12 protein-coding genes and 2 pseudogenes are annotated in these 13,033 nt (G+C 73.5%); 5 read left to right on the top strand and 9 right to left on the bottom strand.

From position 1 onward, the window contains the following. On the top strand, positions 1-472 hold a 472-nt coding region (locus AB0C20_RS30960), incomplete at its 5' end, for a GNAT family N-acetyltransferase (protein ID WP_357569294.1). Between the two features lie 133 nt (positions 473-605). Here AB0C20_RS30960 and AB0C20_RS30955 read toward each other — a convergent pair. Together AB0C20_RS30955 and lgt are read right to left on the bottom strand one after the other, a co-directional pair. Continuing rightward, on the bottom strand, positions 606-1,793 hold the full coding sequence (locus AB0C20_RS30955; protein ID WP_357190047.1) for an NAD(P)/FAD-dependent oxidoreductase: 1,188 nt from the start codon (positions 1,791-1,793) through the stop codon (positions 606-608). Between the two features lie 9 nt (positions 1,794-1,802). Next, positions 1,803-2,981, bottom strand: coding sequence for a prolipoprotein diacylglyceryl transferase (gene lgt, locus AB0C20_RS30950; RefSeq protein ID WP_357190045.1), 1,179 nt, complete (start codon positions 2,979-2,981; stop codon positions 1,803-1,805). A gap of 102 nt (positions 2,982-3,083) precedes the next feature. Here lgt and AB0C20_RS30945 point away from each other — a divergent pair, with 102 nt between their 5' ends. Further along, complete coding sequence (locus AB0C20_RS30945) at positions 3,084-3,704, top strand: NUDIX hydrolase (protein ID WP_357190043.1); 621 nt, start codon at positions 3,084-3,086, stop codon at positions 3,702-3,704. 128 nt (positions 3,705-3,832) lie between these two features. Here AB0C20_RS30945 and trpA read toward each other — a convergent pair whose 3' ends face one another. The 3 genes from trpA to trpC are packed head-to-tail and all read right to left on the bottom strand — an operon-like array spanning position 3,833 to position 6,717. Then, on the bottom strand, positions 3,833-4,636 hold the full coding sequence (gene trpA / locus AB0C20_RS30940; RefSeq protein ID WP_091407799.1) for a tryptophan synthase subunit alpha: 804 nt from the start codon (positions 4,634-4,636) through the stop codon (positions 3,833-3,835). 1 nt (position 4,637) lies between these two features. Further along, positions 4,638-5,876, bottom strand: a complete 1,239-nt coding sequence (gene trpB, locus AB0C20_RS30935; RefSeq protein ID WP_357190041.1) for a tryptophan synthase subunit beta — start codon at positions 5,874-5,876, stop codon at positions 4,638-4,640. A gap of 37 nt (positions 5,877-5,913) precedes the next feature. Next, positions 5,914-6,717 (bottom strand): indole-3-glycerol phosphate synthase TrpC, encoded by an 804-nt coding sequence (gene trpC, locus AB0C20_RS30930; protein ID WP_030334428.1) that lies wholly within the window; start codon positions 6,715-6,717, stop codon positions 5,914-5,916. A 487-nt stretch (positions 6,718-7,204) separates the two neighbouring features. On the opposite strand from trpC, the gene AB0C20_RS30925 reads away from it, so the two are divergent. Beyond that, entirely contained in the window at positions 7,205-7,474 is a 270-nt protein-coding gene (locus AB0C20_RS30925; RefSeq protein ID WP_357190039.1) for a hypothetical protein, read from the top strand. Between the two features lie 60 nt (positions 7,475-7,534). On the opposite strand, the gene AB0C20_RS30920 is transcribed toward AB0C20_RS30925, so the two are convergent. From AB0C20_RS30920 to AB0C20_RS30905, 4 genes and pseudogenes are all read right to left on the bottom strand, one after another. After that, positions 7,535-8,125: a Trp biosynthesis-associated membrane protein gene (locus tag AB0C20_RS30920; RefSeq protein WP_357569293.1), complete on the bottom strand. Its 591-nt coding sequence runs from the start codon at positions 8,123-8,125 to the stop codon at positions 7,535-7,537. Positions 8,126-8,180: 55 nt separating this feature from the next. Continuing rightward, positions 8,181-9,734: an anthranilate synthase component I gene (locus AB0C20_RS30915; protein WP_357190035.1), complete on the bottom strand. Its 1,554-nt coding sequence runs from the start codon at positions 9,732-9,734 to the stop codon at positions 8,181-8,183. A gap of 58 nt (positions 9,735-9,792) precedes the next feature. Beyond that, on the bottom strand, positions 9,793-10,218 hold the full coding sequence (gene hisI / locus AB0C20_RS30910; RefSeq protein WP_357190075.1) for a phosphoribosyl-AMP cyclohydrolase: 426 nt from the start codon (positions 10,216-10,218) through the stop codon (positions 9,793-9,795). A gap of 351 nt (positions 10,219-10,569) precedes the next feature. Continuing rightward, positions 10,570-10,854, bottom strand: a pseudogene (locus tag AB0C20_RS30905) (phosphoribosyl-AMP cyclohydrolase); the annotation flags it as partial. Between the two features lie 597 nt (positions 10,855-11,451). On the opposite strand from AB0C20_RS30905, the gene AB0C20_RS30900 reads away from it, so the two are divergent. Together AB0C20_RS30900 and AB0C20_RS30895 are read left to right on the top strand one after the other, a co-directional pair. Then, complete coding sequence (locus AB0C20_RS30900) at positions 11,452-12,207, top strand: ABC transporter ATP-binding protein (protein ID WP_357190033.1); 756 nt, start codon at positions 11,452-11,454, stop codon at positions 12,205-12,207. After that, a pseudogene (locus AB0C20_RS30895) lies at positions 12,204-12,956 on the top strand (ABC transporter permease); the annotation flags it as partial. The gene AB0C20_RS30900 and the pseudogene AB0C20_RS30895, both read left to right, overlap by 4 nt. Positions 12,957-13,033: the final 77 nt, after the last annotated feature.

The raw sequence follows: 13,033 nt of genomic DNA, 5'->3' as shown, positions 1-13,033 counted from the left end.
GGCGGCCGACTCCCCCGGCTTCGCCGCCGACGTCGCCGCACGGCGTGCGGTGGCAGCGGTCGCGTTCGCCGCCGCCGGCACCGCCCCCGGTGACGCCGGCCCGGCCGAACGCGACGCCGCCGTCACCGAACTCGAACTGGCCGCGCTCGACGAGGAGCGCGTCCGGATCGCCGACGGGCGACGGATCTCCGCGCTGGCGGGCACGCCGACCGAGGGCGCGCTGGCCAGCGGCATGGCGATGCGGGTGGACGACGTCGCGGAGATCGCCGGGGTGGCCACCCTGCCGTCCGCCCGACGACGCGGGCTGGGCGCCGCGCTCACCGCCACCCTGGCCCGGGAACTGCTGGCGGCCGGCACCGAGCTGGTCTTCCTCTCCGCGGGCAGCGAGGAGATCGCGCGGGTCTACCTGCGGGTCGGCTTCCGCCGAATCGGCACCGCCTGCATCGCCGAACCCGCCGCCCTCATCCCCTGACCTGCCCCGCCCCGCTCCGCTCCCACTCCCACGCGCGTCGATCATGGAGCTGTGGTGCCGGCTTGAGGCGGATTTACCACCTTCGTCCACCAGCACAACTCCTTGATCGACCCAAGGTGTGGGGTGGGTGGGGTCAGGTCGGTGGGCGCCACTGGGCGGCGGAGGTGGCGGCGCTGGAGAGCAGGCGGGAGTTGATCGTGCCCAGTGCGGCGTCCCGGGCGCGCAGCGCCAACCGGCCCCGGGTCTGAAGCACCGCCGACATCCGCCTGGTCTGCCGGACCACAGTTGCGGCCCGGGGGCGGCGCACCCGGTCGTACGCCTGGACGGCGTCGGGCAGCCGGGCCTCCCGCAGCAGCGACGCGAGCGTGGCGGCGTCCTCGAACGCGAGGCAGGCGCCCTGCCCGAGGTGCGGCGGCATCGCATGCGCCGCGTCGCCGAGCAGCACCACCCCACCGGGCCCGACCGGAAAGCCGTACGCCCGGGGCAGCGGACGCAGCTCGCGAACCTCCTGTTGGACCAGGTCGGCCGGGTCGGTGGCGTCGAGCAGCGCGCCGACCGGCGCGGGCCAGCCCGCGTACCAACGGCGCAGCAGGGCGAGCTGGGTCTCCGGTGGTTCCGGGCGGGGGGCGCCGGCGGCGGTGGCCACCCAGTAGATGCCACCCCGGCTGGACCCACCCGAGGAGCCGCGCTCACCCAGCGACGCGGCCACGAAGCGGTAACCCGCGCCGAGAATCTCACCGGCCAACGGCTGATCGTCGGGCAGCCGCGGTGCCTGGTACCAGGGGATGACGGCCCGCCAGGCGGCGCACCCGGAGCTGACCACCCGGGACTCGGGCGCGAGTTGGCGTCGGATGCCGCTGTCAGTGCCGTCGGCGGCCACCACCAGATCGGCCTCGATGGTGTGCCGCCCGTCGCTGACTCCCGGCCGCTCGCCCGGCTCGACGCGAACGTGGCGCACTGTCACCCCGGTGCGTAACTCGACCCGCTCGCCGAGACCGGCGATCAGCGCGTCGTGCAGATCCTCCCGGTGCACCACCACCGGCATGCGGTCGGCCGGGATGGGCCGGGGCTGCACGAGCCAGTGCCCGTCCGGGCGACGGACCCCGCCGTCGGGCAACGGGGTGGCGATGGCGGCCAGACCGGCGCCGAGGCCGAGGGCCTGGAGCGCGCGGACACCGTTGGGCCAGAGCACCACAGCGGTCGGCTCGGGACGCACCCGTTCGGCGCGTTCCAACACTGTGACCTGCCAGCCGGAACGGGCCAGCGCGCCGGCCACCGCGAGGCCACCGACCCCTGCGCCGACCACCACCGCGCTTCGCATCGGTGCCGCTCAGCTGTCCCGGTCGGCGGGACGCGCGCCCGTGGCGTCGGCCCGGTCGGTGCGATCGGCGGACGGTTCGTCAACCGGCTCGTCGTCGTTCGACGTGAGGTCGGCGGCTGCCGTGTCGTCGGACGGCTGGCCATCAGCCGGCCGGGAGTCGTCGTCGTTCGCCGGCGGCACATCGCCGGTCTCCTGCCAGGCGGCGTACTGCTCCTCGCTCACCACCCGGTAGCCCTCCGGCGCGGCGGCCCGCGTGGGAGTCTCCCGCTCGGAGAGGTCGACCTGGGACAGGTCGGACGTGGGGGGCGGGGTCGTCGTCGCCGGGCCGAGCGGGATCAGGTAGTCCCGAGGGCCACGCACCCGGACGAAGTAGATGAGGGCGCCGAGGAAGACCAGGGCGGCGGTCCAGACGTTGAGCCGGACGCCGAGGATCTGGTTGGCCTCGTCGGTGCGCATCAGCTCGATCCAGAACCGGCCGACGGTGTAACCCATCACGTACAGCGCGAACGCCCGCCCCCGGCCCAGCTTGAGCCTGCGGTCGAGGAGGAGGACCAGAGCTACGACGCCGAGGTTCCACAGCGCCTCGTAGAGGAAGGTCGGTTGGTAGAGACCCGGTTCGAGGATCGGCTGCCCGGCGTCGTCGCGCAGCGCGTGCCCGGGGTTGTCCGGGTCCATCCGGTGGATCTCCAGACCCCATGGCAGGGTCGTCCGGCCACCGAACAGCTCGTTGTTGAACCAGTTGCCGATCCGGCCGACGGCCTGGGCCAGCGGCAGCCCGGGGGCCAGCGCGTCGGCCACCACGCCGAACGGAATGCCGAGCTGTCGGGCCGCGATCCAGGCACCGACCGCGCCACCGGCGACCGCGCCCCAGATGCCGAGACCGCCCTCCCAGATGGCGAACGCCTTCATCGGGTCGCCACCGGCCCCGAAGTACTTCTCGGGTGAGGTGATCACGTGGTAGATCCTGGCGCCGATGATGCCGGCGGGCACCGCCCAGACGGCGATGTCAAGCACCGCGCCGGGCGCGACGCCGCGCTGCCGCAGCCGGCGCTCCGTCACCCAGCAGGCCAGCACGATGCCGGCGATGATGCAGAGCGCGTAGGCCCGGATCGGCACCGGCCCGAGCTGCCAGACCGCGGTGCTGGGGCTGGGCAGGGCCGCCTGGGGGGAGAGCGAGGCGAGGGTCACGGGTGCACACGCTACCGCTGCACACCCCCGCAGCGGCACCCCGGGCCGCTGGAGGGCGCATCCCGGTGACTTCTGGTTTGCGCCGCCGTAGGCTCTTTGTCCATGAGCGCGCTCACCTGGGCGGTCGCCGCGGTCGTCACCGACGACACCGGTCGGGTGCTGCTCTGCCAGCAGGGTCGGGGGGTCCGCCGCTACGCGTTACCCGGCGGACGGCTGCGCCCGGCCGAGGACCCGGTGCGGGCGGCGCTACGGGACATTCGCGCGGAGACCGGCTGGGACATCGAGCTGATCGACCTGGTCGGGGTCTACCGCCTGAGCGTCCCCCCGGGAGATGCCGCCGCCGGACGCGCCGGGCCGGCGCCGGACGTCCTCGTGCACGTGTTCCGGGCCCGCACGGCCGGGGTCCGACCCGCCAGCGACCCACCGCCGGACTGCCGGTTGTCCTGGTACTCCCCCGAGGCGCTGCCCGAGGTGGTCACCCCGCTCACCCGGGCCGCCGTCAGCGACGTGACCGCCGGCCGCTCCGGCGTGCTCCGCGACGTCCCCTGCGCGCCCGGCACCGTCGCCTCCGCGCCGATGCCGGCGGCTCGCCCGGCCGAGGACGGCCGCCCGACGATCGGCCAGGACGCGCAGCCGCCGGGGACCGGCCAGGACGCGCAGCCGGGGGCGGGGCAGCCACCGGAGCAACGCGGCGAGGCCCCGGACCGGTCCCTGCACCCCTGACAAGCCGCAACCGTCCCGAGGTCCGCCGCGTGGTCGCGAGCAGCCTCGCTTGGCGCGAGCGCCGAGGGTTGAGCCGGGCGAACTCAGCGGGGCCGGGCTCAGCCGGGCCGGGCTCAGCCGGGCCGGGCTCAGCGGGTGGGGTTACGGACGCCCTCGGCGAGTTCGGCGCTGAGCGTGCGCAGGGCGGCCAGCCCGTCGGCCTCGGTGGGCGCGTCGAGCACACACCGGACCAGCGCGCTGCCCACGATCACTCCATCGGCGTAACCGGCGACGGTGCCGGCCTGCGCGCCGGTACCCACACCCAGACCGACACCGATCGGCAGGTCGGTGACAGCGCGGGCCCGGGAGACCAGCGTCGGGGCGGCGTCGGAGGTACGCGCCCGGGCGCCGGTCACCCCCATCACGGCGGTCGCGTAGACGAAGCCGCGGCAGTGCTGCACAGTCATCGCCAGTCGAGCGTCGGTTGACGACGGCGAGACCAGGAACGTGCGGTCCAGCCCGTGCGCGTCCGAGGCGGCCAGCCACTCGTCGGCCTCGTCGGGGATGAGGTCCGGGGTGATCAGGCCGGTGCCGCCGGCGGAGGCCAGGTCACGGGCGAAGACGTCCACGCCGTACCGCTCGACAGGGTTCCAGTAGGTCATGGTGACCACCGGAGCGCCGGTGGCCGCCACCGCCTCGATGATGCGCATCGTGTCCGCTGTGCGTACGCCCCCGGCCAGCGCGATGTCACTGGCCCGCTGGATCACCGGCCCGTCCATCACCGGGTCGGAGTAGGGGATCTCCACCTCGATCACGTCGACGCCGGCCTCGACCATGGCGGTCATCGCGGCGATGCTGCCCTCGACGGTGGGGAAACCGGCCGGCATGCAGCCGACCAGCAGTGCCCGTCCGTCGGCGCGGGCCTTGTCGAAGGCCACCCCGATCCGGCTCATCTCACCGCTCCTTGTCGAGGATGCCGAAGTAGTCGCCGGCGGTGTGCACGTCCTTGTCGCCCCGCCCGGAGAGGTTGACCACGATGGTGGGCTCCCGGCCCAGTTCCGCGGCGAGCTTCGGAGCCAGCGTGACGGTGCCGGCGAGCGCGTGTGCGCTCTCGATCGCCGGGATGATGCCCTCGGTACGGCAGAGCAGCTCGAAGGCGGCCATCGCCTCGTCGTCGGTGACCGGCAGGTAGTTCGCCCGGCCGGTGTCGTGCAGCCACGCGTGCTCGGGCCCGACGCCCGGGTAGTCCAGGCCGGCGGAGATCGAGTGCGACTCCAGGGTCTGCCCGTCGGCGTCCTGGAGCACGAAGGTGCGGGTGCCGTGCAGCACCCCGGCGGACCCACCGGTGATGCTCGCCGCGTGCCGGCCGGTGGCCACCCCGTCGCCGCCGGCTTCGAAGCCGTACAGCCGCACTGCCTCGTCACCAACGAACGCGTGGAAGATGCCCAGCGCGTTGGAGCCGCCGCCGACGCAGGCGGTCACGGCGTCCGGCAGCCCGCCGGTGAGGTCCAGGCACTGCTGGCGGGCCTCGTCACCGATGCCCCGCACGAAGTCGCGCACCATTGCGGGGAACGGGTGCGGGCCCGCGGCGGTGCCGATCAGGTAGTGCGTCTCGTCGACGTTGGCCACCCAGTCGCGCATCGCCTCGTTCATCGCGTCCTTGAGGGTGCGCGAGCCGTTGGTGACCGGAATGACCGTCGCGCCGAGCATCCGCATCCGGGCCACGTTGAGCGCCTGCCGCTCGGTGTCGACCTGGCCCATGTAGACCACACACTCCAGGTCGAACAGGGCGGCGGCGGTCGCGGTGGCGACACCGTGCTGGCCGGCGCCGGTCTCCGCGATCACCCGGGTCTTGCCCATCCGCTTGGTGAGCAGCGCCTGGCCGAGCACGTTGCGCACCTTGTGCGCACCAGTGTGGTTGAGGTCCTCGCGCTTGAGCAGCACCCGCGCGCCGACCTTCGCGGAGAACCGCCGGGCCTCGTAGAGCAGCGAAGGCGTGCCGGCGTAGTCGCGCAACAGCGCGCCGAACTCCGCCCGGAAGGACTCGTCCGCCATCGCCGTACGCCACGCCCCGTCGAGCTCGTCCAGCGCGGCCACCAGGGCCTCGGGAACGAACCGACCGCCGAAGCGGCCGAAGTGGCCGGCGGAGTCGGGCTGCGGGCCGGCCACCGGGGCCAGCGCGTCGGCGCTCATCGGGAATCCTCTCGGTGGGACGTCAGACCGGCGCGGGTCAGCGCACCGGCCGGGGCGTTGCCGGGTGGTTGCCGGCGTTGACCAACTCGGCGACCGCCTCGCGGGGGCTCTTCTGGGTGACCAGGCCCTCGCCCACGAGGACCGCGTCGGCGCCCGCGGAGGCGTACCGGATCAGGTCGTGCGGGCCACGAACGCCGGATTCGGCGATCTTGACGACGCTGCTGGGCAGGCCCGGCGCGATCCGCTCGAACACCGACCGGTCGACCTCCAGGGTACGCAGGTCACGGGCGTTGACCCCGATCACCTGCGCGCCGGCTTCCAGCGCGCGGTCGGCCTCTTCCTCGTCGTGCACCTCGACCAGGGCGGTCATGCCCAGCGACTCGATCCGCTCCAGCAGACCCATCAGGACGTTCTGCTCGAGGGCGGCGACGATCAGCAGAACCAGGTCGGCGCCGTGCGCGCGGGCCTCGTGGATCTGATAGCTGGAGACCACGAAGTCCTTACGCAGCACCGGCACGGTGACCGCGGCACGGACGGCCGCCAGGTCGTCCAGCGAACCGCCGAACCAGCGCCCCTCGGTCAGCACGCTGATCGCCCGCGCCCCACCTGCCGCGTAGTCGACAGCGAGGTCGGCCGGATCGGCGATCTCGGCCAGCCGGCCCTTGGACGGCGACGAGCGCTTCACCTCGGCGATCACGGCCACGCCGGGCTTGCGCAGCGCCGCGTACGCGTCCATGGGCGGCGGCGCCGCCGCTGCCAGTTCACGGATCCGCTCCAGCGGAACCTGCTCCTGGCGTCGGGCGACGTCTTCACGCACGCCGGCCAGAATCTCGTCGAGCACGCTTACGGACGCTGCCTGGCCGGCCTCGTCCCCCTCCGCGTGCGCATGCTCAGCAGTCACGAACGGACTCCCCTCTCCGGGCGTCATGGGCCGATGCTAGGGGCAGCCGACCGACGCCGAATGCCGGGGGTATGGCGCTGCTCACGAAAAGGGCTGCGGCATAATGGCCGACTTGCCGTGAAGGGGTTGTCACGCAGCGCCACCTCCGGTATCGACCACCGTCACGCGGTATGGAGCCTGGCGGCCGCGGTCAGACCGGGCCGATCCATCGATCATGCCACCAGTTTCCGCTCGCCGCCTGACCGCAGCGATGCCAATCGATGCTGTGAGCAAGCTCAAGGCCGAACGGACGGTGCCTGGTCACAGCCGAGGCGAGACAGTTGACCGGGCGGTCACCGCGGCGAAACGTCGACGGGCGAGCATCGTCCTCGGGCAGACTCGATGACGCGCCTGCCCCGACCGCAGCAACTCCTCGTGCGAGGTGACCATGAGCATTTCCGAGCCGAACCCGACCATCGGACTGACCACCATCTCGCGGACGGTGGCATCGCTCGCCGTCGGAGTGGTGCACACCGTGGAACGGGCAGTGGTGGGCGAGGGACGGATGCGGACGGCACGGGGCAACGCCTGGGAAGCGGTGTGTGCCGACCGGGCCCGCGCCGACCAACGCGCCGAGCTGAACCGCCTGGTCGCCGAGCTGACCGCCGCCCGCGCCACCAGTAGCCGCGCCCAGTGGGAGCGCCAGCCGGTCGGCTGACCGCCCGCCGGCCGCCGCGTCGACTGTCCGTCGCGGCCACCGCGTCAGCCAGCCGTCGCGTCAGTCGTCCGTCGGGTCCTCGCCCCGGTCCAGCGCGTCCCACGCCTCGGTGGTCCGCCGCCCCGCCAACGGCGTCGGCGGCACGGCCGGGTCGCTCTGCGTCGGCGCGGCCTGCGGCGCGGTCCGCGCCGGACGTTCGTAGCGGGCGCCCATGGCCGGCCAGTCACCGCCACGCACCGCCGTCCACCAGCCTCCCCCGGCGGCCAGCAGGCCGCCGAGCAGGCAGAGCGCCGGCCACTGCCGGCTCGCGTCGCCACCCACGTCGGCTACCAGCCCATACCCGCCGCCGGCCGCCACGGCCAGACCGAGTACGCCGAGCAGCGCCCCGAGCACCCGACGCAGGCGGCCCCGGGTGGCCAGCACCGCGCCACCCCCGGCCAAGGTCACCAGGGCCAACGCCGGCAGCCAGGGCAGCAGACTCGCACCGCTGCGGGTGTCACGCACCGGAGGCAGCGGCGCCGGACGTACCGTCAGCTCTACCGACCAGCTACGCGTCGCGGCCCACAGCGCCAGGCCCGCGCCGGCCAGGCAGAGCAGCACGGCGTACGTCAACGCGCGCCGACCCACGACGGACCGCTTCCCGCCGCTCACGAGCGCAGCCCTCCGTTGGCGACCGCGGGGCACCACTTCGCCGCACTCCGCGCGCTCACCGTGCCGGCCGGAGGGTTTCGGCAGCCGCGATCGCGGCCAGCACGGCCGCCGCCTTGTTTCGCGTCTCCTGGTCCTCGGCGGCCGGGTCCGAGTCGGCGACCACCCCTGCCCCTGCCTGGACGTAGGCGCGGCCGTCGCGGATGAGCGCGGTCCGGATGGCGATCGCCATGTCCAGGTCGCCGCCGAAGCCGAAGTAACCGACGGTGCCGCCGTAGAGGCCACGACGGACCGGCTCCAACTCCTCGATGATCTCCATGGCGCGCACCTTGGGCGCCCCGGAGAGCGTGCCGGCCGGGAAGGTCGCGGCCAGCGCGTCGAAAGCGCTCTGGTCGTCACGCAGCGTGCCGGTGACTGTGGAGACGATGTGCATGACGTGGCTGTACCGCTCGATGGTGGCGAACTCGGGCACCTCCACGCTGCCGGGCTGACAGACCCGACCCAGGTCGTTGCGGCCGAGGTCGACCAGCATCACGTGCTCGGCTCGTTCCTTCGGGTCGGCGAGCAGCTCGGCGGCGAGCGCGGCGTCGGCGGCGGGGGTGCCACCCCGCGGCCGCGTGCCGGCGATCGGGTGCAGCAACGCCCGGCGCCGCCCGTCCGCGGCTCCGGTGACCTTCAGGTGTGCCTCCGGGGACGAGCCGACGATGTCGAACCCGTCGAAGCGCAGCAGGTACATGTACGGGCTGGGGTTGCTGGTACGCAGCACCCGGTAGACGTCCAGCGGGTCGGCGTGGGTGGTCCGCTCGAAGCGCTGGGAGAGCACGATCTGGAAGCACTCACCGGCCCTGATCGCCTCCTTGGCCGCCTCCACCGCCTTCGGATAACCACCGTCGGGCGTACGGCATTGCACCTCGCCGGCCGGCGGACGCTCGACCGTGGAGATCATCGGCGGGATGGGCCGGGACAGCGCCGTGGTCATCGCGTCCAACCGGCCCACCGCGTGGTGGTAGGCGGCGGCTACCTGCGGGGCGCGGTCCGGGGCGTCCAACGGCGGCAGCACCGCGTTGGCGACCAGGATCGCCGAGCCGTCGTAGTGGTCGAGCACCACCAGGTCGGTGGCGAGCATCATGCCCAGCTCCGGGACGCCCAGGTCGTCCTCGGTCAGCTCGGGCAACCGCTCGAAGCGCCGGATCAGGTCGTAGCCGAGGTAGCCGACCATGCCCCCGGTCAGCGGCGGCAGACCGTCGGACGGGTCACCGACCGGGCCGGCCAGCGCCGCCACCGTCTCCCGCAGCATCCGCACCGGGTCGCCCTCGGTGCTCAGCCCGGCCGGCGGCTGGCCGAGCCAGGTCGCCACGCCGTCGCGTTCGATCAGGGTCGCGCTGCTGCGTACGCCGATGAACGAGTAGCGCGACCAGGCCATGCCGGCCGAGCCGACGCCCTGCTCGGCCGATTCCAGCAGGAACGTGCCCGGTCCACCGGCCAGCTTCCGGTAGACCCCGACTGGGGTCTCCCCGTCGGCCAGCAGTCGCCGGGTGACCGGCACCACACGCCAGTCGGCGGCCAGCGCGGTGAAGGTGTCCAGGTCGGGGCTGAGGGTGCCGTCGGTCATCAGCCGACCCACCTTTCGGTAGTGACCGCGGTGCTTCGCCGGGTCGCACTGAGCGTGCTCACGGTGCCTCCGTCCCGGTGACGGGCAGCTCGGTGAAGAAGCAGGTCCGGTGCCCGGTGTGGCAGGCCGCGCCGACCTGGTCCACGCTGACCAGCAGCGCGTCCCCGTCGCAGTCCAGGGCGACCGACCGCACGTACTGGTGATGCCCGGAGGTGGCGCCCTTGACCCAGTATTCGCGGCGGCTGCGCGACCAGTAGGTGGCCCGGCCGGTGGTGAGGGTGCGGTGCAACGCCTCGTCGTCCATCCAGGCGACCATCAGCACCTCACCGGAGTCGTGCGCGCGCACCACTGCGGCGACCAGACCGTCGGCGGTGCGGCGCAGTTGGGCCGCGATGGCCGGGTCGAGCCGGGACGGGCGCGCCGGCGCGGGCAGCTCGTTCGGATCGCTGGGGACGCCGGTCACCGGCGAGTCAGGTACGGGCACAGTCACCAATTCTCCCGCACGCGGCGCGGGCACCGCCGACCGCTCCCGCCAGGGCTGCGGCGAAGGCTCCGAGAGCCAGGGCTGCGACGAGGGCCGCGGCTGCGACAAGGGCCCGGACTGCGGCGGAGGCCCGGACTGCGACAAGGGCCCGGACTGCGGAGAAGGCCCGCACTGCGACAAGGGCCCGGACTGCGGAGAAGGCCCGCACTGCGACAAGGGCCCGGACTGCGACGAGGGGCCGGCCGGCCGCGCCAGCTGGGCGACGTAGCGGTCCAGCCGGCCGTCGACCAGGGCGGCGGCCAGGTCCGCGCCGGCCGTGTCGGCGATCTCCTCGGCGTACGGCCGGATCAACGGCAGCGTGCCGGCGACCAGCCGTACCGCAGCGGCCCAGAGCTGCCCGGTGGCACCCGGGCGCAGCCCGAGGCAGAGCAGCATGTCCGTCCGGTAACCGGGTGGCGCCACCGGCAGTTCCAGGGCCGCCGCGAAGGCCGCCCGGCGGGAGTGGACCCGCACGGACGGGTTGGCCGGGCGCAGCACCGAGGGGCAGAGCCGCGCCAGGTCGGCGACGGCGAGCCGGACCCCGAGGCGGTCGCTGGCCGCGCGGGCGGAGGCGGCCTTACCCAGCGTGGCGATCATCTCTTCCAGCCGGGGTGGTTCGGCGGGCTGACACAGCACCGGCAGGTCGATCCGGGGCCGCCAGTGCGGGTCGGCCCAGAGCAGCCGCGCCGGCGCGGTGACCGGCAGCCCGAACGCCCAGTCGGCCGGTTCGCCCAGTCGGTGCACCCAGGACCGGATGTCCCGGGCGGCCACCGAGACGTGAGTGACCTGGCCTGCGGACTCGTCCAGGTAGGCCCGGCGGGCCGCGTACGGGGCGCCGCCGACCAACACGTCGAGGTCGACGTCGCTGTGCGCGGTGGCGGCACGGCGGGCGTGGCTGCCGCGCAACAGGATGCCGACCACCGGCCGCTCGGCGGCCTGCCGCAACCGCGCGGCCCAATCCTCAAGAAAACCGCTATCCGGTAACGGAGCGTGACCCACCGCGCCATCGTGCCGTACGTCCGATCGGCGCGCAATGCCCGTTGGCGGACTTCGTGTCCGGTCCGGAGCCTACTGCCCGTTCTCGCGCTCCGCGCGACGGTCGCCCCGCCGGGCACCGGTGCGGGCGTTGCGCCCGGCGCAGTATTTCATCTAGCGTTGAGTTCAACAGGTGATGAGTTTCTCTGGAGGTGCGTGATGGACGATGCGATAGCCGTCCGAGACCTGGTCGTGGACCGGGGTGGGCGGCGGGTGCTGGACGGCATCAGCTGCCGGGTTCCGCGCGGTGCGGTCACCGGGCTGCTCGGCCCCAGCGGCAGTGGCAAGACCACGTTCATGCGCGCGGTGGTCGGGGTGCAGCTGGTCAGCGGCGGGGCAGTCACCGTGCTCGGTCAACCGGCGGGAACCCCCGCGCTGCGGCACCGGGTGGGCTACCTGACCCAGGCGCCGAGCGTCTACGCCGACCTGACCGTCCGGGAAAACGCCCGCTACTTCGCGGCCCTCTACGGGCGTGGGCGCGCCGAGGCCGACCGGGCGATCAGCGATGTCGGGCTGGCCGAGGCCGCCGGTCAACTGGTCGGCACCCTCTCCGGCGGTCAACGCAGCCGAGCCTCGCTGGCGTGTGCCCTGGTCGGGGAGCCCGAGCTGGTCATCCTCGACGAGCCGACAGTGGGCCAGGACCCGGTGCTGCGGGCGGACCTGTGGGCCCGGTTCCACGCGATGGCCGCCGCCGGCACCACCCTGCTGGTGTCCAGCCACGTGATGGACGAGGCGGCGCGCTGCGACCAACTGCTGCTGATCCGCCAGGGGCGGTTGATCGCCGACGACAGCCCTGCCGCGATCCGCGCCACCGCCGGTGTGGACGACCTCGACGAGGCGTTCCTGCGGCTCATCCGGGCCGGCGAGGCCGCCTCCACCAGCACCGACGCGACAGCCGCACGGGAGACAGCATGAACGCGCGAATTCTCGCCGCCACCACCGGTCGCATCCTGCGTCAGCTTCGGCACGACCGGCGGACCATCGCGCTGCTCGTGGTGGTGCCGGCCGTCCTGCTCACCCTTGTCTACTTCATGTACGCCGACCAACCGACCCCGCCCGGCCAACCGTCGACCTTCGACCGGATCGCGCTGGTGATGCTCGGCATCTTCCCCTTCGTGATCATGTTTCTGGTGACCAGCATCGCCATGCTGCGGGAACGCACCTCGGGCACGCTGGAGCGACTACTCACCACGCCGCTGGGCAAGCTCGATCTGCTCTTCGGCTACGGCATCGCTTTCGGGTTGGCCGCCGCCGTGCAGGCAGCCGTCGCCGCCGCGGTGGCGTACTGGATCTTCGATCTGGAGACCGCCGGCAGCATCGGGCTGGTGCTCGGGATCGCCGTGCTCGACGCCGTGCTCGGCGTCGCTCTCGGGCTGCTGTGCAGCGCCTTCGCGCGCACCGAGTTCCAGGCAGTACAGTTCCTGCCAGTCGTCGTGGTCCCCCAACTGCTGCTCTGCGGGCTGTTCGTGGCCCGCGACCAGATGGCCGGCTGGCTCCAGGCGCTCAGTGACGCCTTCCCCCTGTCGTACGCCATCGAGGCGTTGCAGGAGGTCGGCGCCCACGCCGAACCGACCGGCCGGATGTGGCGCGACGTCGCTGTGGTGTTCGGCGCGGTGGTGCTGGCGCTGGTGCTCGCGGCGGCCACCCTGCGCCGACGCAGCGGCCACTCTTCGGGGTATGCCCAGCAATACCCGCGAACGGGTGTGCGGGGTTCGGAAACGGGAAGAACGCGCCGTCACGC

The sequence above is a fragment of the Micromonospora sp. NPDC048843 genome (genome assembly GCF_040649965.1).
Classification (GTDB): Bacteria; Actinomycetota; Actinomycetes; order Mycobacteriales; family Micromonosporaceae; genus Micromonospora; species Micromonospora hortensis.
Note: the sequence above shows the minus strand (reverse complement) of the source record. Positions and strands in the feature narration are given on the sequence as shown.